Here is a 17,873-nt window from a genome sequence, read left to right on the forward strand (position 1 = left end):
CGTCCGGGAAAGCTGAAGAGCATGCAGAAGCTCTCCCTCGACGCCCTCGCCCGCGAGCAGCTGGAACGCGCCGCCGCCGCACCCAACGGCCGCAGCGCCACCACCGTCTACGGCGGCCATGAACACACCCTGCGCCAGACCCTGCTCGCGCTGACCGCGGGCACCAGCCTGGCCGAGCACGACAGCCCCGGCGAGGCCACCTTGCTCGTGCTGCGCGGCCGCGTCCGTCTCACCAGCGCTGATGCCGAGTGGGAGGGCCGTACCGGCGACCTCATCGCCATCCCCCCGGCTCGCCACGCGCTTCAGGCCCTGGAGGACGCGGCGGTGATCCTCACGGTGGCGAAGGGGGACTGAACCGGGCAGGCTCCGGACGGCGAACGGCCCCGGGGGCGCCGACGTGGCGTGCCCGGGGCCGGATCCGTCTCAGACGCGCTGCCAGAGCGCCGGGACGTTCGGGGGCTCCCAGCCCTGCTGGGCCTGGTGGCCCTGGATGCAGCGGTAGGTCGCGCCGCCGTAGGTCACCGTGGCGCCCGCCTGGTAGACGGTGCCGGCCGACCAGGTGCCGCCGGGCTCGCCCGGGTCGCCCGGGTCGCCCGGGTCGCCCGGGTCACCGGGACCGCTGGAGGTGGTCTTCAGGGTGAGGCCGTAGGACTGCAGGATCGGGTTGATCGGCTGGAAGTACGTCGTCCCGCCGGTGCGGCAGTTGCCCGAGCCACCCGAGGTGACGCCCTGGGCCTGGCTGCCGGAGATGTACGAGCCGCCGGAGTCGCCGGGTTCGGCGCACACCGAGGTCCGGGTGACGCCGGTGATGGTGCCCTCGGGGTAGGTCACGCTGGTGTTGTGCTGCTGGACCGTGCCGCAGTGCCAGCCCGTCGTGGACCCGGAGCGGCACACGGACGCGCCCACTACGGCCTGCGTCGACCCGGCGACCTGGACGGCGGAGCCGACGACGGTGGGCGTCGCCGTCCAGTTGCTGTTGACCGCCACCCACGCCATGTCGCTGCCGGGGAAGACGGATGCCTGGAAGGTGCCCTGGGCGACCCGGTTGGAGCCGGTGGTGCTGTTGCCCGCCCGGCCGCAGTGACCGGCCGTGGCGAAGCCGTGCTGGGTGCCGCGGGTGACGGGGAAGCCGATCGAGCAGCGCGAGCCGCTGCCGATGTAGTACGCGTCCCCGCCCCTCAAGTCGTAGAGCGGGCGCGGGAGTTCGGAGGTGCGGACGACCTTCGCGAGGGCGCTGTCCACCCCGGCCGCCGAGAGCAGGGCGCGGGCGGCGCCCGGGCGGGACTCCTCCACCACCAGGGCGTTGCCGCGTACGTCGACGTACCAGACCGGGGTGTCGGCGGTGGCCCCCGTACGGTCCAGGCGGGCCTTGGCCGCGTCCAGGTCGGCCAGGGAGTGGCGGACGAGCCTCGCGGTGGCTCCCCGCGCCTCGATCGCCGGTATGTCGGCGCGGTCGGTCGTCGCCACGGTCACCGTCTCCGACTCGGCGCCGCGCACCCAGGCGCCGGCGAAGTCCGCGCCCAGCGCGGCGCGCAGCCGTCCCGCGACAGCGCCCGCCTCGGCCTCGTTGGCGAGCCGGGCGTAGGCCTGCCGGGTGTCGATGCCCAGGTCACGGCGCATGGCGTCGACGAGGGCGGGTGGAGCCTCGGCGGACTTCAGGGTCTGCGCGGCGGTGGGCGCGGTGGACGGGGACGGTTCGGTACCGGCGCTCGCGGAGCCGCTGAGCCCGGCCACGAGCAGCGCGGCGGCCGCCACCGCCCCCGTGCACAGTCTGTGGAGCATGGGTGGTCTCCTCCGAAACGGTCGGGGAAGTGCGGGGAAGTGCCCAAACCGTAGGGAGGGCCGCGTGGGCGGCATAAGACGTCAGCCGACCCCCTGCCCCGGTGTTATGGAAGGCGGCAGCACGGCCTTCACCAGGCCCGCGTGGGCGCTGCGGGCCCGGTCCAGGACCGTCGCCGCGGTGTCCGGCCGCTGGGCCGCCGGATGCCAGCCCAGGAGATGGCGCCAGACGAGGGGAGTGCCGGTGAGCGGCCGGGTGACGATGCCCGGCGTCTGCGGGAAGGAGGCCCGGCACAGGCCGACCGCGCGGCCGACCCGCACCAGATGGACGCAGGAGAAGGTGTCCGTCTCGTACATCCGGCGCGGGGTGAACCCGGCGCGGGCGCAGGCGGCGGTGAAGCAGTCCGCGAAGCAGCCGTCGCCCGGGACGCAGGCCCACTCCTGGTCGGCGAGCGCGGCGAGGCCGATCTCGGGGCGGCCGGCGAGCGGGTGGTCCTCGGCGAGCATGACGAGCACCGGGTCCACGGCGATCTCCCGCCACACCAGGTGCTCCGCGCCCGGCGGGGTGGCCGAGCCGCAGGTCCCGGCCAGCGCGAAGTCGAGCCGCCCTTCGGTCAGCTGTCGCGCCAGTTCCCGCTCCGACCAGGAGGCGCAGGTGGTGACGGTGGCGTCGGGGTGGGTGTCCGCGATCCGGTCGACCAGCGCGCCGAGGAGGGGCCCGTGGATGCCGCCGAGCCGCAGCCGCTCGGCGTCCCGCCGCGCCCGCGCGAACCGCGCCGCCTCCCGCTGCAGCTCGGACACGGCGGGCAGCACGACCCGGGTGCGCTCCAGTACCAGCTCACCGAGGGCGGTGGCGCGCACCCCGTACCGGCCCCGCTCGAACAGCACGCCCCCCAGTGCCCGCTCGATCCGCCTGAGCTGAGCGCTCAGCGCGGGCTGGGCGAGCCCGAGTGCGGTGGCCGCCCGGGTGAGACTGCCCGCGTCGGCGATCGTCCGGATGGTCCTCAGATGCCGTAACTCCAGCTCCATGCAGCGAGCTTGCTGCGCGGGCGGGGCGGGGGCAAGGGGTTGGTATGGACCAGTTGCGCAGGGGGCCGTCGGCGCGGGCGCCCCGTGTTTGACCTGCGTCACTCCCGGGGTATTCTCTCCGGCTCGATTGGCGGAGGCGGTGCCCCATATGGCAGACTGTCCGAGTTGCTCGGTCGAGTGTTGATGCTGCGCGCCTCCCGCCGGGAGGACCGGAAGCGAGTCCCACAGTACTCGTCGTCCTAACTGCCTGAGGGCAGCACTGGGGCGGACGTACGGGAATCTTCCGGGAAGTGTGGTGCGGTACCGGCCAGGCACCCGGTGGGCCTCCTGGCCCTCGGTCCTCGGTTCCGGAAGGGCCGTGTTCCCACGCAGGGATGTTCGAACAAGGGACATCTGTGTCAGCGGGAGCGCGACACGCCCGACCGCGTGGGTCGGAGAACGGGACACAGGAACACCGGGTTCCAGAGCTTTACGAGACAAAGGACTACTGAGTAGCCATGGCGGGACAGAAGATCCGCATCCGGCTCAAGGCCTACGACCACGAGGTCATCGACTCCTCGGCGAAGAAGATCGTCGAGACGGTGACCCGCACTGGTGCGTCGGTCGCGGGCCCGGTGCCGCTGCCCACTGAGAAGAACGTGTACTGCGTCATCAAGTCGCCGCACAAGTACAAGGACTCGCGCGAGCACTTCGAGATGCGCACACACAAGCGCCTGATCGACATCCTCGACCCCACCCCCAAGACCGTTGACTCTCTGATGCGACTCGACCTCCCGGCCGGTGTCGACATCGAGATCAAGCTCTGAGGGCCGGTGATCTGAGAATGGCTAAGCAGATCAAGGGCATCCTGGGCGAGAAGCTCGGCATGACGCAGGTGTGGGACGAGAACAACCGTGTTGTTCCGGTCACCGTCGTCAAGGCCGGCCCGAACGTCGTGACCCAGGTCCGTACGAACGACACCGACGGCTACGAGTCGGTCCAGATCGCCTTCGGCGAGATCGACCCGCGCAAGGTGAACAAGCCCCTCAAGGGCCACTTCGCCAAGGCCGACGTCACCCCCCGCCGCCACCTCGTCGAGATCCGTACCTCGGACGCTTCCGAGTACACCCTCGGCCAGGAGATCACCGCCGAGGTGTTCGAGGCGGGCGTCAAGGTCGACGTCACCGGCAAGAGCAAGGGCAAGGGCTTCGCCGGTGTCATGAAGCGCCACAACTTCGGTGGCCTCGGCGCCGGTCACGGCACCCAGCGCAAGCACCGCTCCCCCGGTTCCATCGGTGGCTGCGCCACCCCGGGCCGTGTGTTCAAGGGCCTCCGCATGGCGGGTCGTATGGGCAACGAGCGGGTCACCACCCAGAACCTGACCGTCCACGCCGTTGACGCGGAGAAGGGTCTGCTGCTCATCAAGGGCGCGGTTCCCGGTCCGAACGGCGGCCTCGTCCTGGTCCGCACCGCGGCCAAGGGGGCCTGAGGTAACCGATGAGCACTGTTGACATCCTTTCGCCGGCGGGCGACAAGGCCGGTTCCGTCGAGCTCCCCGCGGAGATCTTCGACGCCAAGGTCAGCGTTCCGCTGATCCACCAGGTCGTCGTCGCGCAGCTCGCCGCTGCCCGTCAGGGCACCCACAAGACCAAGACCCGCGGTGAAGTCCGTGGTGGCGGCAAGAAGCCGTACCGCCAGAAGGGCACCGGCCGCGCCCGTCAGGGTTCGACCCGCGCCCCGCAGTTCGCCGGTGGTGGCGTCGTGCACGGTCCCGTGCCGCGCGACTACTCGCAGCGGACGCCCAAGAAGATGAAGGCCGCCGCCCTGCGCGGTGCCCTCACCGACCGGGCCCGCCACAACCGCATCCACGTCGTCTCCGGCGTCATCGAGGGCGAGACCCCGTCCACCAAGGCCGCCAAGACGCTGTTCGGCAAGATCTCGGAGCGCAAGAACCTGCTCCTGGTCGTCGAGCGCGCCGACGAGGCCGCGTGGCTGTCCGCCCGCAACCTGCCCCAGGTCCACATCCTGGAGCCGGGCCAGCTGAACACGTACGACGTTCTCGTCTCGGACGACGTGGTCTTCACCCAGGCCGCCTTCGAGTCCTTCGTGTCCGGCCCGAAGGCCACTGACACCGAAGGGAGCGAGGCCTGATGGCTATCCGTCACCCCGCCATTGCCTCCAAGGCCGCGAAGGCCGCCAAGGCCGCGCGCGTCGCCAAGGCGCGTCGCCACGCCGCCGAGGGCAAGAACACCGTCGAGACCCCGCTGAGCAAGTCCTTCACGGACCCCCGTGACGTGCTGCTCAAGCCGGTCGTCTCCGAGAAGAGCTACGCGCTCCTCGACGAGGGCAAGTACACGTTCATCGTCGACCCGCGTGCCAACAAGACCCAGATCAAGCAGGCCGTCGAGTCGGTCTTCGAGGTCAAGGTCACCGGGGTCAACACGATCAACCGCCAGGGCAAGCGCAAGCGGACCCGCACCGGCTTCGGCAAGCGCGCCGACAGCAAGCGGGCGATCGTGACCCTCGCCGAGGGCGACCGTATCGACATCTTCGGCGGTCCGACCGCGTAAGCGGGTCGGATCGTCCGATATCGGACGAGGACTGAGAAATGGGAATCCGCAAGTACAAGCCGACTACGCCGGGCCGTCGTGGTTCCAGCGTCGCCGACTTCGTCGAGGTCACGCGGTCCACGCCGGAGAAGTCGCTGGTCCGCCCCCTGCACAGCAAGGGCGGCCGTAACAACGCCGGTCGTGTGACCGTTCGCCACCAGGGTGGCGGACACAAGCGCGCCTACCGCGTGATCGACTTCCGTCGGCACGACAAGGACGGCGTGCCCGCGAAGGTCGCGCACATCGAGTACGACCCCAACCGCACCGCGCGCATCGCGCTGCTGCACTACGCCGACGGCGAGAAGCGCTACATCCTCGCCCCGCGCAACCTGCAGCAGGGTGACCGCGTCGAGAACGGTCCCGGGGCCGACATCAAGCCGGGCAACAACCTGGCGCTCCGCAACATCCCGGTCGGTACCACGATCCACGCGATCGAGCTCCGTCCCGGTGGCGGCGCCAAGTTCGCCCGCTCCGCCGGTGCCTCCGTGCAGCTGCTCGCGAAGGAGGGCCAGATGGCCCACCTGCGCATGCCCTCCGGTGAGATCCGCCTGGTCGACGTGCGCTGCCGCGCCACCGTCGGCGAGGTCGGCAACGCCGAGCAGAGCAACATCAACTGGGGTAAGGCCGGCCGCAAGCGCTGGCTGGGCGTCCGCCCGACCGTCCGCGGTGTGGCGATGAACCCGGTTGACCACCCCCACGGTGGTGGTGAGGGCAAGACCTCCGGTGGTCGCCACCCGGTCAGCCCCTGGGGTCAGAAGGAAGGTCGTACTCGTGCTCCCAAGAAGGCGAGCAACAAGTACATCGTCCGCCGCCGCAAGACGAACAAGAAGCGCTAGGAGCGGGTTTAGATGCCGCGCAGTCTCAAGAAGGGGCCCTTCGTCGACGACCACCTGATCAAGAAGGTGGACGCCCAGAACGAAGCCGGCACCAAGAACGTCATCAAGACCTGGTCCCGTCGCTCGATGATCGTCCCGGCCATGCTCGGCCACACGATCGCGGTGCACAACGGCAAGACCCACATCCCGGTGTTCGTCACCGAGTCGATGGTCGGCCACAAGCTCGGCGAGTTCTCGCCGACGCGCACCTTCCGGGGTCACGTCAAGGAAGACCGGAAGTCGAAGCGCCGCTAGTAGCGGATCGCATTCAGACACGTAAGTAACTGAAGGGACAACCATGGAAGCCAGGGCCCAGGCGCGGTACATCCGCGTCACGCCCATGAAGGCCCGCCGCGTGGTGGACCTCATCCGTGGCATGGACGCCACGGAGGCCCAGGCGGTCCTGCGATTCGCTCCGCAGGCCGCCTCCGTGCCGGTCGGCAAGGTGCTCGACAGCGCCATCGCCAACGCCGCGCACAACTACGACCACACCGATGTCGACAGCCTCTTCGTTTCCGAGGCGTACGTCGACGAGGGTCCGACCCTGAAGCGGTTCCGTCCGCGCGCCCAGGGCCGTGCCTACCGGATCCGCAAGCGGACCAGCCACATCACCGTGGTCGTCAGCAGCAAGGAAGGAACCCGGTAATGGGCCAGAAGGTAAACCCGCATGGGTTCCGGCTCGGTGTCACCACCGACTTCAAGTCGCGCTGGTACGCCGACAAGCTGTACAAGGACTACGTCAAGGAAGACGTCGCCATCCGTCGGATGATGACGTCCGGCATGGAGCGCGCCGGTATCTCCAAGGTGGAGATCGAGCGCACCCGTGACCGTGTCCGCGTGGACATCCACACCGCGCGTCCGGGCATCGTCATCGGCCGCCGCGGCGCCGAGGCCGACCGCATCCGCGGTGACCTGGAGAAGCTGACCGGCAAGCAGGTCCAGCTGAACATCCTTGAGGTCAAGAACCCGGAGACGGACGCTCAGCTGGTGGCCCAGGCCGTCGCCGAGCAGCTCTCCTCCCGCGTCTCCTTCCGTCGGGCCATGCGCAAGAGCATGCAGTCCGCCATGAAGGCCGGCGCCAAGGGCATCAAGATCCAGTGCGGTGGCCGCCTCGGTGGCGCCGAGATGTCCCGCTCGGAGTTCTACCGCGAGGGCCGTGTGCCCCTGCACACGCTCCGCGCGAACGTGGACTACGGCTTCTTCGAGGCCAAGACGACCTTCGGCCGCATCGGCGTGAAGGTCTGGATCTACAAGGGCGACGTCAAGAACATCGCCGAGGTCCGCGCCGAGAACGCCGCTGCCCGTGCGGGTAACCGCCCGGCGCGCGGCGGTGCCGACCGCCCGGCCCGTGGTGGCCGCGGTGGCGAGCGGCGCGGTCGCAAGCCGCAGCAGGCTGCCGGTTCCGAGGCCCCCAAGACTGAGTCTTCGGGCGCCGCGGCCGCGGCTGCTCCGGCTGAGAGCACCGGAACGGAGGCCTGACCGTCATGCTGATCCCCCGTAGGGTCAAGCACCGCAAGCAGCACCACCCGAAGCGCAACGGTATGTCCAAGGGTGGAACGCAGGTTGCGTTCGGCGAGTACGGCATCCAGGCGCTGACCCCGGCCTACGTGACGAACCGCCAGATCGAGGCGGCTCGTATCGCGATGACCCGCCACATCAAGCGTGGCGGCAAGGTCTGGATCAACATCTACCCGGACCGTCCCCTCACCAAGAAGCCGGCCGAGACCCGCATGGGTTCCGGTAAGGGTTCGCCGGAGTGGTGGATCGCCAACGTCAAGCCCGGACGCGTCATGTTCGAGCTGTCGTACCCCAACGAGAAGATCGCCCGTGAGGCGCTGACCCGTGCGGCCCACAAGCTGCCGATGAAGTGCCGGATCGTCAAGCGCGAGGCAGGTGAAGCGTGATGTCGGCCGGTACCAAGGCGTCCGAGCTGCGCGAGCTGGGCAACGAGGAGCTTCTGGCGAAGCTCCGCGAGGCCAAGGAAGAGCTGTTCAACCTCCGCTTCCAGGCGGCCACGGGTCAGCTCGAGAACCACGGCCGTCTCAAGGCGGTCCGCAAGGACATCGCCCGGATCTACACCCTCATGCGTGAGCGTGAGCTCGGCATCGAGACGGTGGAGAACGCCTGATGAGCGAGAGCAACGTGACTGAGAACAAGGAAGCCCGCGGTTTCCGCAAGACCCGTGAGGGTCTGGTCGTCAGCGACAAGATGGACAAGACCGTCGTCGTCGCCGTCGAGGACCGCGTCAAGCACGCGCTGTACGGCAAGGTCATCCGCCGTACCAACAAGCTCAAGGCGCACGACGAGCAGAACGCCGCGGGTGTCGGCGACCGCGTCCTCCTGATGGAGACCCGGCCGCTGTCCGCGACGAAGCGCTGGCGCGTCGTCGAGATCCTCGAGAAGGCCAAGTAATTCCTGCGGGGCAAACCCCGCAGGTCAGTTCCGCCAGGCTCCGGGAGCCGCTCGCTGAGCGGCTCCCGGGGAACCGGCAGACAAACAGGAGATAGACGTGATCCAGCAGGAGTCGCGACTGCGCGTCGCCGACAACACTGGTGCGAAGGAAATCCTTTGCATCCGTGTGCTCGGTGGCTCCGGTCGCCGCTACGCGGGCATCGGTGACGTCATCGTCGCCACCGTCAAGGACGCGATCCCCGGTGGCAACGTGAAGAAGGGTGACGTCGTCAAGGCGGTCATCGTTCGCACCGTCAAGGAGCGCCGCCGTCCGGACGGCTCGTACATCCGCTTCGACGAGAACGCCGCTGTCATTCTGAAGAACGACGGCGACCCTCGCGGCACCCGCATCTTCGGCCCGGTCGGCCGTGAGCTGCGCGAGAAGAAGTTCATGAAGATCATCTCGCTCGCGCCGGAGGTGCTGTAAGCATGAAGATCAAGAAGGGCGACCTGGTCCAGGTCATCACCGGTAAGGACAAGGGCAAGCAGGGCAAGGTCATCGCGGCCTTCCCCCGTGAGGACCGTGTCCTGGTCGAGGGTGTCAACCGGGTCAAGAAGCACACCAAGGCCGGCCCGACCGCTCGCGGTTCCCAGGCCGGCGGCATCGTCACGACCGAGGCCCCGATCCACGTCTCCAACGTCCAGCTGGTCGTGGAGAAGGACGGCAAGAAGGTCGTCACGCGTGTCGGTTACCGCTTCGACGAAGAGGGCAACAAGATCCGCGTTGCCAAGCGGACGGGTGAGGACATCTGATGGCTACCACCACCACTCCGCGTCTGAAGACGAAGTACCGCGAGGAGATCGCGGGCAAGCTGCGTGACGAGTTCAAGTACGAGAACGTCATGCAGGTTCCCGGCCTCGTCAAGATCGTGGTCAACATGGGTGTGGGCGACGCCGCCCGCGACTCCAAGCTGATCGAGGGCGCCATCCGCGACCTCACCACGATCACCGGTCAGAAGCCGGCCGTCACCAAGGCCCGCAAGTCCATCGCGCAGTTCAAGCTGCGTGAGGGTCAGCCGATCGGTGCCCACGTCACGCTCCGTGGCGACCGCATGTGGGAGTTCCTGGACCGCACCCTGTCGCTCGCGCTGCCGCGCATCCGCGACTTCCGTGGTCTTTCCCCCAAGCAGTTCGACGGCCGTGGCAACTACACCTTCGGTCTCACCGAGCAGGTCATGTTCCACGAGATCGACCAGGACAAGATCGACCGTGTCCGGGGTATGGACATCACCGTGGTCACCACGGCGACCAACGACGAAGAGGGCCGCGCCCTTCTCCGTCACCTCGGCTTCCCGTTCAAGGAGGCGTGAGCGAGATGGCGAAGAAGGCTCTGATCGCTAAGGCTGCTCGCAAGCCCAAGTTCGGTGTGCGTGGCTACACCCGCTGCCAGCGCTGCGGCCGCCCGCACTCCGTGTACCGCAAGTTCGGCCTGTGCCGCGTGTGCCTTCGTGAGATGGCTCACCGTGGCGAGCTGCCGGGCGTGACCAAGAGCTCCTGGTAATCCCCTAAATCAGGGATTCTCAGGACTCTCGGTAAGCACTGGGTTCCGTCAGGCGCCCACCCCTTCATGGCTTAGGCTAGGAGGGTTGGGCGTCTGACATGCCCGTACGACTTACTACGCCGTAGGTCCACCGCGCCGCACCCGTCCCGTCTCGGATCGGGGAGAGGGATGGCGCACCAGGAAACCCCGGCGAGAGAGGCCGAAGGCCAATTCATGACCATGACTGATCCGATCGCAGACATGCTTACGCGTCTGCGGAACGCGAACTCGGCATACCACGACACCGTGTCGATGCCGCACTCGAAGATCAAGTCGCACATCGCGGAGATCCTCCAGCAGGAGGGCTTCATCACGGGCTGGAAGGTCGAGGACGCCGAGGTCGGCAAGAACCTCGTCCTGGAGCTGAAGTTCGGCCCCAACCGTGAGCGCTCCATCGCGGGCATCAAGCGGATCTCCAAGCCCGGTCTCCGGGTGTACGCGAAGTCCACCAACCTGCCGAAGGTGCTCGGCGGCCTCGGCGTGGCGATCATCTCCACGTCCCACGGGCTCCTCACCGACAAGCAGGCCGGCAAGAAGGGCGTGGGTGGGGAAGTCCTCGCCTACGTCTGGTAGCGGAAGGGAACGGAGGAAAAAGCTATGTCGCGTATTGGCAAGCTCCCCATCACGGTTCCCGCCGGCGTGGACGTCACCATCGACGGCCGCACGGTCTCGGTCAAGGGCCCCAAGGGCACGCTGACCCACACCGTCGCCGCGCCGATCGAGATCGAGAAGGGCGAGGACGGCGTCCTGCACGTCAAGCGCCCCAACGACGAGCGTCAGAACAAGGCCCTGCACGGCCTGTCCCGCACGCTGGTGGCGAACATGATCACCGGCGTGACCCAGGGTTACGTGAAGAAGCTCGAGATCAGCGGTGTCGGTTACCGAGTGACCGCCAAGGGCTCGAACCTGGAGTTCGCGCTCGGCTACAGCCACCCGATCACTGTCGAGGCCCCCGAGGGCATCACCTTCAAGGTCGAGGCGCCCACGCGTTTCTCGGTCGAGGGCATCGACAAGCAGAAGGTCGGCGAGGTTGCGGCCAACATCCGCAAGCTGCGCAAGCCCGACCCGTACAAGGCCAAGGGCGTCAAGTACGAGGGCGAAGTCATCCGCCGCAAGGTCGGAAAGGCGGGTAAGTAAGCCATGGCATACGGACAGAAGATCCTCAAGGGCGACGCCTACAAGCGCGCCGCGATCAAGCGCCGTCACATCCGGATCCGCAAGAAGGTGTCCGGTACGGCGGAGCGTCCCCGCCTGGTCGTTACCCGCTCGAACCGCCACATCGTGGCCCAGGTGATCGACGACATCAAGGGTCACACCCTGGCGTCGGCGTCCACCCTGGACAGCTCGGTCCGCGGTGGCGAGGGCGACAAGTCCGCGCAGGCCAAGAAGGTCGGCGCCCTGGTCGCCGAGCGCGCCAAGGCCGCCGGTGTCGAGGCCGTTGTGTTCGACCGTGGTGGCAACCAGTACGCCGGGCGCATCGCCGCCCTGGCGGACGCCGCCCGCGAAGCCGGCTTGAAGTTCTGAGCCGTTCGTAGCTAGCGGAAAAGAGAGAGGTAAATCCAATGGCTGGACCCCAGCGCCGCGGTGGCGGTGCCGGTGGCGGCGAGCGGCGGGACCGGAAGGGCCGTGACGGCGGCGCAGCTGCCGCCGAGAAGACCGCGTACGTTGAGCGCGTTGTCGCGATCAACCGCGTCGCCAAGGTTGTGAAGGGTGGTCGTCGCTTCAGCTTCACCGCGCTGGTCGTGGTGGGCGACGGTGACGGCACCGTGGGTGTCGGTTACGGCAAGGCCAAGGAGGTGCCGGCCGCCATCGCCAAGGGCGTTGAGGAGGCCAAGAAGCACTTCTTCAAGGTCCCCCGTATCCAGGGCACCATCCCCCACCCCATCCAGGGTGAGAAGGCTGCCGGCGTCGTGCTGCTCAAGCCCGCGTCGCCCGGTACCGGTGTGATCGCCGGTGGTCCGGTGCGTGCCGTGCTGGAGTGCGCCGGTATCCACGACGTGCTGTCGAAGTCGCTCGGCTCCGACAACGCGATCAACATCGTGCACGCCACCGTGGAGGCCCTGAAGGGCCTGCAGCGTCCCGAGGAGATCGCGGCCCGCCGCGGTCTGCCGCTTGAGGACGTCGCTCCCGCGGCCCTGCTGCGTGCGCGTGCCGGGGCGGGTGCGTAATCATGGCGCAGCTCAAGATCACGCAGGTCAAGTCCTACATCGGCAGCAAGCAGAACCACCGTGACACCCTGCGGTCGCTTGGTCTCAAGGGGATCAACACCGTGGTCGTCAAGGAGGACCGCCCCGAGTTCCGCGGCATGGTGCACACCGTCCGCCACCTCGTGACGGTCGAGGAGGTCGACTGATCATGGCGGAGCAGAACCCGCTCAAGATCCACAACCTCCGTCCCGCCCCGGGCGCCAAGACCGCCAAGACCCGTGTCGGTCGTGGTGAGGCGTCGAAGGGTAAGACGGCCGGTCGTGGTACCAAGGGCACGAAGGCCCGCTACCAGGTTCCGGAGCGCTTCGAGGGTGGCCAGATGCCGCTCCACATGCGCCTCCCGAAGCTGAAGGGCTTCAAGAACCCGTTCAAGACCGAGTACCAGGTCGTGAACCTCGACAAGCTGGCCGCGCTCTACCCCGAGGGTGGCGAGGTCACGGTCGAGGGCCTCGTGGCCAAGGGTGCCGTGCGCAAGAACAGCCTCGTCAAGGTCCTCGGCCAGGGCGAGATCTCCGTGGCGCTGCAGGTGACGGTGGACGCCGTCTCCGGCTCCGCCAAGGAGAAGATCACCGCCGCCGGCGGTACCGTCACCGAGCTCGTCTGAACACCTCAGGCGTCTCGATGACTTGAGCGATCCCGACCGGGGATACCCCACAAATGGGGTATCCCCGGTTGGTCGTTCCTAGGGTGGCAGTCTCGCGGGTAAGGTGGCCTGCACTGCCAACTTTTACCGGGTGCCTCACAAGCGGCACTCGGAGCGGCAGTCGACCGTTAGCTAGTCGTTCCTATTAGTCGAACCTCAAGACCGTCACCCTTGACGCAGTTGCGCGGGGGTCGCAGGAGGCACCGTGCTCACCGCGTTCGCCCGGGCGTTCAAGACGCCCGACCTGCGCAAGAAGCTGCTCTTCACGCTCGGCATCATCGTGATCTACCGGATCGGTACGCACATCCCGATCCCCGGCGTCGACTACACGTCCGTCCAGCAGTGCGTGGACGAGGCGTCCGGCAAGCAGGGGATCTTCGGTCTGGTCAACATGTTCAGCGGTGGAGCGCTGCTGCAGATCACCATCTTCGCGCTGGGCATCATGCCGTACATCACGGCGAGCATCATCCTCCAGCTGCTGACCGTGGTGATCCCGCGCCTGGAAGCCCTCAAGAAGGAGGGCCAGGCCGGTACGGCGAAGATCACGCAGTACACCCGTTACCTGACGGTGGCCCTCGCCGTCCTGCAGGGCACCGGCCTCGTCGCCACGGCCCGCAGCGGCGCCCTCTTCTCCGGCTGCACGGTCGCCGGAAACGTGGTCCCGGACCGCTCGATCTTCACGACCATCACGATGGTCGTCACCATGACCGCAGGCACGGCCGTCGTCATGTGGCTCGGTGAGCTGATCACCGACCGCGGCATCGGCAACGGCATGTCGATCCTGATGTTCATCTCGATCGCCGCGACCTTCCCGGCCGCCCTGTGGGCCATCAAGCAGGAGGGCACGCTGGCCGACGGCTGGATCGAGTTCAGCACCGTCATGCTGGTCGGTTTCGTCATGGTCGGCCTGGTGGTCTTCGTCGAGCAGGCCCAGCGCCGGATCCCGGTGCAGTACGCGAAGCGCATGATCGGCCGCCGGTCCTACGGCGGTACGTCCACGTACATCCCGTTGAAGGTGAATCAGGCCGGTGTGATTCCTGTCATCTTCGCGTCGTCGCTGCTCTACATCCCGGCCCTGATCGCGCAGTTCTCGGACAGCAAATCGAGCTGGAAGTCGTGGATCGAAGCGAATCTCGTCACAGGGTCGCACCCGATTTACCTGAGTTTGTACTTCTTGCTCATCGTGTTCTTCGCGTTCTTCTACGTAGCGATCTCCTTCAACCCTGAGGAAGTCGCCGACAACATGAAGAAGTATGGTGGCTTCATCCCGGGCATCCGGGCTGGCCGACCGACCGCTGAGTACTTGAGCTACGTACTCAACCGGATCACCTGGCCGGGTTCGCTGTATCTGGGTCTGATCGCTCTCGTCCCGACGGCCGCACTGGCCGGCTTCGGGGCCAACCAGAACTTCCCGTTCGGTGGCACCAGCATCCTGATCATCGTGGGTGTCGGTCTCGAGACCGTGAAGCAGATCGAGAGCCAGCTCCAGCAGCGCAATTACGAAGGGTTCCTCCGCTGATGCGAATCGTCCTCGTCGGGCCGCCTGGTGCCGGTAAGGGAACGCAAGCCACGCGCCTTGCCGAGAAGCTGAACATCCCGCACATCTCCACGGGCGACCTGTTCCGCGCCAACATCAGCCAGAAGACGGAGCTGGGGCAGCTCGCGAAGTCCTACATGGACGCGGGCAACCTCGTGCCGGACGAGGTCACCATCGCGATGGCCAAGGACCGCATGGAGCAGCCGGACGCCGAGGGCGGCTTCCTGCTGGACGGCTTCCCGCGCAATGTCTCGCAGGCCGAGGCGCTGGACGAGCTGCTGTCGAGCACCGGCATGAAGCTGGACGCCGTGCTCGACCTGGAGGCCCCCGAGGACGAGGTCGTCAAGCGGATCGCCGGCCGGCGCACCTGCCGCAACAACTCCGCGCACGTCTTCCACGTCACGTACAGCCCGCCGAAGAAGGAGGGCGTCTGCGACGTCTGCGGCGGCGAGCTGTACCAGCGGGACGACGACTCCGAGTCGACGGTCCGCACGCGGCTGGAGGTCTACCACACGCAGACCGAGCCGATCATCGACTACTACAAGGCGCAGGGCCTGGTCGTCACCATCGAGGCCATGGGCCCCGTGGACGAGGTCACCGGCCGCGCCCTGACGGCCCTCAAGCGCGAGGGCGACGACAAGTAGTCCCCCCGTACGTTCGCGGCAGCCGCGGTTCCCTTCCTGGGGCCGCGGCTGCGGTGTGCCGTGCCCCGTATCGTTGTGACATAGCCCCCTGACCCGGTTGAGAAAGGCCCCCGCCGCCATGGTGCAGATCAAGAGCCCCGAGCAGATCGCCAAGATGCGTGAGGCGGGGCTGGTCGTCGCCGCCATTCACGCGGCCACGCGGGAGGCCGCGGTGCCGGGTGCCACCACCAAGGATCTGGACGAGGTGGCCCGCAAGGTGCTCGCGGAGCACGGGGCGAAGTCGAACTTCCTCGGCTACGGCGGGTTCCCGGCGACGATCTGCACCTCCCCGAACGAGGTCGTCGTCCACGGCATCCCCTCCGACGAGGTCGTGCTCAAGGACGGGGACATCATCTCCATCGACTGCGGGGCGATCGTGGACGGCTGGCACGGTGACGCCGCCTACACGGCCTTCGTGGGGTCCGGTCACGCTCCGGAGCTGATCGAGCTCTCCCGGGTGACCGAGGAGTCGATGTGGGCCGGTATCGCGGCCATGAAGCAGGGCAACCGGCTCGTCGACATCTCCCGCGCCATCGAGACGTACATCCGCCGCCAGCCCAAGCCGGGCGGCGGCCGGTACGGGATCATCGAGGACTACGGCGGCCACGGCATCGGCACCGAGATGCACATGGACCCGCACCTGCTGAACTACGTCGAGCGCCGCCGCGGCAAGGGTCCCAAGCTGGTCCCCGGCTTCTGCCTCGCCATCGAGCCGATGGTCTCCCTCGGCACCCCGAAGACCGAGGTCCTCGCCGACGACTGGACGGTCATCACCACCGACGGCACCTGGTCCTCCCACTGGGAGCACTCGGTCGCCCTCACGGAACAGGGCCCGCTGGTGCTCACGGCCCCTGATGGCGGCAAGGCCAAGCTGGCGGAGTACGGGATCACGGCGGCGCCGGATCCGCTGGGCTGACTCTGCCCCGTTTCCGCGCTCTGTTTCCGTGGCGTAATGATCTGTGCCGGTGGGCAGGATTGCTCGATTCGTGTTTCCGGGTGCGCTGACGTAGACTGACTCGTCGGCTCTCGTGTACCCGCATGTCCGCATGCGCTCGCAGGGAGTCGATCAAGGTAGTCGATTCGAAGGGCGAAGCGTGGCCAAGAAGCAAGGTGCCATCGAGATCGAGGGCACTGTCGTCGAGTCTCTGCCGAACGCCATGTTCAAGGTCGAGCTCCAGAACGGCCACCAGGTCCTGGCACACATCAGCGGCAAGATGCGCATGCACTACATCCGCATCCTCCCTGACGACCGGGTCGTGGTGGAGCTGTCTCCGTACGACCTGACGCGTGGCCGGATCGTCTACCGGTACAAGTAGATCTTGCCCGCGCCCCGGGTTTCCCGAGGCGATGGCACTGACCCGGAGAACCTCACCCAATGAAGGTCAAGCCGAGCGTCAAGAAGATCTGCGACAAGTGCAGGGTGATCCGCCGTCACGGCCGGGTCATGGTCATCTGCGACAACCCGCGCCACAAGCAGCGCCAGGGCTGACGCACGACCTCACCCTCTGCACCTCTATCGCAGAGTTTTCGCGCGACGCGAGCTGAATTTGTTCATACGCAGGACCCAGGCGAGCGATCGTCTGACACCCCCGGTTCGGAGGCCGGGGACCCAGTTCGTACCTGGTACGGCGGCTGGGAGTCGGTTCTGCGGAAGACCTCCGAAGATCACCAGGAGCCATTGAATGGCACGCGTTTCCGGTGTTGACATCCCGCGCGACAAGCGCGTGGAGGTCGCCCTCACCTACGTGTTCGGCATCGGCCGGACGCTCTCCCAGCAGACGCTGGCCGCCACCGGCATCGACCCGAACACCCGCGTCCGCGACCTCTCCGAGGAGCAGCTCGTCGCGATCCGCGAGTACGTGGACAACAACATCAAGACCGAGGGTGACCTCCGTCGCGAGATCCAGGCCGACATCCGCCGCAAGGTCGAGATCGGCTGTTACCAGGGTCTCCGTCACCGTCGTGGTCTGCCCGTCCGCGGTCAGCGCACCAGCACCAACGCCCGCACCCGCAAGGGCCCGCGTCGCGCCATCGCCGGTAAGAAGAAGCCGGGCAAGAAGTAGTCCACAGCGGACTCACCGTCCAGCGGTCTTCGCTGTAGGACCGACCACCTCCCGTAGGAGTACAGATGCCCCCCAAGGGTCGTCAGGGCGCTGCCAAGAAGGTGCGCCGCAAGGAAAAGAAGAACGTCGCTCACGGCCACGCGCACATCAAGAGCACGTTCAACAACACGATCGTCTCCATCACGGACCCGTCCGGCAACGTGATCTCCTGGGCCTCCGCCGGCCACGTCGGCTTCAAGGGCTCCCGGAAGTCCACGCCGTTCGCCGCGCAGATGGCCGCCGAGTCGGCTGCCCGCCGCGCCCAGGAGCACGGCATGCGCAAGGTCGACGTGTTCGTGAAGGGTCCGGGTTCCGGTCGTGAGACCGCGATCCGTTCGCTCCAGGCCACCGGCCTTGAGGTCGGCTCCATCCAGGACGTCACGCCGACCCCGCACAACGGCTGCCGTCCGCCGAAGCGCCGCCGCGTCTGACGCGCGCG

The 17,873-nt window shown here is 67.6% G+C and carries 31 protein-coding genes; 29 read left to right on the forward strand and 2 right to left on the reverse strand.

Annotation, left to right across the window (positions count from 1 at the left end; genetic code table 11):
* Positions 1-21: 21 nt before the first annotated feature.
* The gene (locus ACZ7L7_RS09445) at positions 22-354 is read left to right on the forward strand and encodes a cupin domain-containing protein (protein WP_093720393.1); all 333 of its coding nucleotides are present in this window, start codon (positions 22-24) and stop codon (positions 352-354) included.
* A 69-nt stretch (positions 355-423) separates the two neighbouring features.
* Here the strand turns inward: ACZ7L7_RS09445 and ACZ7L7_RS09450 are convergent, their stop codons facing one another.
* Together ACZ7L7_RS09450 and ACZ7L7_RS09455 are read right to left on the reverse strand one after the other, a co-directional pair.
* The gene (locus ACZ7L7_RS09450; RefSeq protein ID WP_471591767.1) at positions 424-1,782 is read right to left on the reverse strand and encodes a carbohydrate-binding protein; all 1,359 of its coding nucleotides are present in this window, start codon (positions 1,780-1,782) and stop codon (positions 424-426) included.
* Between the two features lie 81 nt (positions 1,783-1,863).
* Positions 1,864-2,808: a LysR family transcriptional regulator gene (locus tag ACZ7L7_RS09455; RefSeq protein ID WP_285510615.1), complete on the reverse strand. Its 945-nt coding sequence runs from the start codon at positions 2,806-2,808 to the stop codon at positions 1,864-1,866.
* Positions 2,809-3,305: 497 nt separating this feature from the next.
* Between ACZ7L7_RS09455 and rpsJ the strand changes: the two genes are divergently transcribed.
* The 28 genes from rpsJ (at position 3,306) to rpsK (ending at position 17,865) form a co-directional block, all read left to right on the forward strand.
* Positions 3,306-3,614 carry a 30S ribosomal protein S10 gene (rpsJ, locus tag ACZ7L7_RS09460; RefSeq protein ID WP_003948644.1) on the forward strand — a complete coding sequence of 103 codons (309 nt, stop codon included), beginning with the start codon at positions 3,306-3,308 and terminating at the stop codon, positions 3,612-3,614.
* A 17-nt stretch (positions 3,615-3,631) separates the two neighbouring features.
* Positions 3,632-4,276 (forward strand): 50S ribosomal protein L3, encoded by a 645-nt coding sequence (gene rplC / locus ACZ7L7_RS09465; RefSeq protein WP_261719219.1) that lies wholly within the window; start codon positions 3,632-3,634, stop codon positions 4,274-4,276.
* An 8-nt stretch (positions 4,277-4,284) separates the two neighbouring features.
* Positions 4,285-4,938, forward strand: a complete 654-nt coding sequence (rplD, locus tag ACZ7L7_RS09470; protein ID WP_093720389.1) for a 50S ribosomal protein L4 — start codon at positions 4,285-4,287, stop codon at positions 4,936-4,938.
* Positions 4,938-5,357: a 50S ribosomal protein L23 gene (rplW, locus tag ACZ7L7_RS09475; RefSeq protein ID WP_093720388.1), complete on the forward strand. Its 420-nt coding sequence runs from the start codon at positions 4,938-4,940 to the stop codon at positions 5,355-5,357. The genes rplD and rplW overlap by 1 nt, the downstream gene beginning before the upstream one ends.
* Before the next feature lie 38 nt (positions 5,358-5,395).
* Positions 5,396-6,232: a 50S ribosomal protein L2 gene (rplB, locus tag ACZ7L7_RS09480; RefSeq protein WP_055622537.1), complete on the forward strand. Its 837-nt coding sequence runs from the start codon at positions 5,396-5,398 to the stop codon at positions 6,230-6,232.
* A 12-nt stretch (positions 6,233-6,244) separates the two neighbouring features.
* Positions 6,245-6,526, forward strand: a complete 282-nt coding sequence (gene rpsS / locus ACZ7L7_RS09485; RefSeq protein ID WP_004984529.1) for a 30S ribosomal protein S19 — start codon at positions 6,245-6,247, stop codon at positions 6,524-6,526.
* A gap of 43 nt (positions 6,527-6,569) precedes the next feature.
* The gene (gene rplV, locus ACZ7L7_RS09490; protein ID WP_030778516.1) at positions 6,570-6,917 is read left to right on the forward strand and encodes a 50S ribosomal protein L22; all 348 of its coding nucleotides are present in this window, start codon (positions 6,570-6,572) and stop codon (positions 6,915-6,917) included.
* Complete coding sequence (rpsC, locus tag ACZ7L7_RS09495; RefSeq protein ID WP_285510614.1) at positions 6,917-7,750, forward strand: 30S ribosomal protein S3; 834 nt, start codon at positions 6,917-6,919, stop codon at positions 7,748-7,750. The genes rplV and rpsC overlap by 1 nt, the downstream gene beginning before the upstream one ends.
* Positions 7,751-7,755: 5 nt before the next feature.
* Entirely contained in the window at positions 7,756-8,175 is a 420-nt protein-coding gene (gene rplP / locus ACZ7L7_RS09500; RefSeq protein ID WP_009190136.1) for a 50S ribosomal protein L16, read from the forward strand.
* Positions 8,175-8,399 carry a 50S ribosomal protein L29 gene (gene rpmC / locus ACZ7L7_RS09505; protein ID WP_007494763.1) on the forward strand — a complete coding sequence of 75 codons (225 nt, stop codon included), beginning with the start codon at positions 8,175-8,177 and terminating at the stop codon, positions 8,397-8,399. The genes rplP and rpmC overlap by 1 nt, the downstream gene beginning before the upstream one ends.
* Positions 8,399-8,683, forward strand: coding sequence for a 30S ribosomal protein S17 (rpsQ, locus tag ACZ7L7_RS09510; RefSeq protein ID WP_039656223.1), 285 nt, complete (start codon positions 8,399-8,401; stop codon positions 8,681-8,683). The genes rpmC and rpsQ overlap by 1 nt, the downstream gene beginning before the upstream one ends.
* Positions 8,684-8,780: 97 nt before the next feature.
* A complete protein-coding gene (gene rplN, locus ACZ7L7_RS09515; RefSeq protein ID WP_003998823.1) occupies positions 8,781-9,149 on the forward strand; it encodes a 50S ribosomal protein L14 in 369 nt (122 codons plus the stop codon).
* A gap of 2 nt (positions 9,150-9,151) precedes the next feature.
* Complete coding sequence (gene rplX / locus ACZ7L7_RS09520; protein WP_009327082.1) at positions 9,152-9,475, forward strand: 50S ribosomal protein L24; 324 nt, start codon at positions 9,152-9,154, stop codon at positions 9,473-9,475.
* A complete protein-coding gene (gene rplE, locus ACZ7L7_RS09525; protein ID WP_014674377.1) occupies positions 9,475-10,032 on the forward strand; it encodes a 50S ribosomal protein L5 in 558 nt (185 codons plus the stop codon). Before rplX ends, rplE begins: the two co-directional genes overlap by 1 nt.
* Positions 10,033-10,037: 5 nt before the next feature.
* Entirely contained in the window at positions 10,038-10,223 is a 186-nt protein-coding gene (locus ACZ7L7_RS09530; RefSeq protein WP_003948630.1) for a type Z 30S ribosomal protein S14, read from the forward strand.
* A gap of 213 nt (positions 10,224-10,436) precedes the next feature.
* Positions 10,437-10,835 carry a 30S ribosomal protein S8 gene (gene rpsH / locus ACZ7L7_RS09535; RefSeq protein ID WP_006130772.1) on the forward strand — a complete coding sequence of 133 codons (399 nt, stop codon included), beginning with the start codon at positions 10,437-10,439 and terminating at the stop codon, positions 10,833-10,835.
* Positions 10,836-10,859: 24 nt separating this feature from the next.
* Complete coding sequence (gene rplF / locus ACZ7L7_RS09540) at positions 10,860-11,399, forward strand: 50S ribosomal protein L6 (RefSeq protein ID WP_093720386.1); 540 nt, start codon at positions 10,860-10,862, stop codon at positions 11,397-11,399.
* A gap of 3 nt (positions 11,400-11,402) precedes the next feature.
* Complete coding sequence (gene rplR / locus ACZ7L7_RS09545) at positions 11,403-11,786, forward strand: 50S ribosomal protein L18 (RefSeq protein ID WP_250744004.1); 384 nt, start codon at positions 11,403-11,405, stop codon at positions 11,784-11,786.
* Positions 11,787-11,824: 38 nt separating this feature from the next.
* Positions 11,825-12,430, forward strand: coding sequence for a 30S ribosomal protein S5 (rpsE, locus tag ACZ7L7_RS09550; protein WP_009190144.1), 606 nt, complete (start codon positions 11,825-11,827; stop codon positions 12,428-12,430).
* Positions 12,431-12,432: 2 nt separating this feature from the next.
* Positions 12,433-12,615: a 50S ribosomal protein L30 gene (rpmD, locus tag ACZ7L7_RS09555; protein ID WP_003998814.1), complete on the forward strand. Its 183-nt coding sequence runs from the start codon at positions 12,433-12,435 to the stop codon at positions 12,613-12,615.
* A 2-nt stretch (positions 12,616-12,617) separates the two neighbouring features.
* Positions 12,618-13,073: a 50S ribosomal protein L15 gene (gene rplO / locus ACZ7L7_RS09560; protein WP_014674382.1), complete on the forward strand. Its 456-nt coding sequence runs from the start codon at positions 12,618-12,620 to the stop codon at positions 13,071-13,073.
* Between the two features lie 244 nt (positions 13,074-13,317).
* A complete protein-coding gene (secY, locus tag ACZ7L7_RS09565; RefSeq protein WP_285510613.1) occupies positions 13,318-14,631 on the forward strand; it encodes a preprotein translocase subunit SecY in 1,314 nt (437 codons plus the stop codon).
* Positions 14,631-15,293 carry an adenylate kinase gene (locus tag ACZ7L7_RS09570; RefSeq protein ID WP_285510612.1) on the forward strand — a complete coding sequence of 221 codons (663 nt, stop codon included), beginning with the start codon at positions 14,631-14,633 and terminating at the stop codon, positions 15,291-15,293. Before secY ends, ACZ7L7_RS09570 begins: the two co-directional genes overlap by 1 nt.
* A 118-nt stretch (positions 15,294-15,411) precedes the next feature.
* Positions 15,412-16,248, forward strand: a complete 837-nt coding sequence (map, locus tag ACZ7L7_RS09575; RefSeq protein ID WP_285510739.1) for a type I methionyl aminopeptidase — start codon at positions 15,412-15,414, stop codon at positions 16,246-16,248.
* A gap of 178 nt (positions 16,249-16,426) precedes the next feature.
* A complete protein-coding gene (infA, locus tag ACZ7L7_RS09580; RefSeq protein WP_003948620.1) occupies positions 16,427-16,648 on the forward strand; it encodes a translation initiation factor IF-1 in 222 nt (73 codons plus the stop codon).
* A gap of 59 nt (positions 16,649-16,707) precedes the next feature.
* On the forward strand, positions 16,708-16,821 hold the full coding sequence (rpmJ, locus tag ACZ7L7_RS09585; protein ID WP_003974245.1) for a 50S ribosomal protein L36: 114 nt from the start codon (positions 16,708-16,710) through the stop codon (positions 16,819-16,821).
* A 193-nt stretch (positions 16,822-17,014) separates the two neighbouring features.
* Positions 17,015-17,395, forward strand: coding sequence for a 30S ribosomal protein S13 (gene rpsM, locus ACZ7L7_RS09590; RefSeq protein ID WP_285510611.1), 381 nt, complete (start codon positions 17,015-17,017; stop codon positions 17,393-17,395).
* Positions 17,396-17,460: 65 nt separating this feature from the next.
* Positions 17,461-17,865 carry a 30S ribosomal protein S11 gene (gene rpsK / locus ACZ7L7_RS09595; protein ID WP_003956432.1) on the forward strand — a complete coding sequence of 135 codons (405 nt, stop codon included), beginning with the start codon at positions 17,461-17,463 and terminating at the stop codon, positions 17,863-17,865.
* Positions 17,866-17,873 lie beyond the last annotated feature (8 nt).

Source organism: Streptomyces sp. NPDC110618 (genome assembly GCF_055657065.1).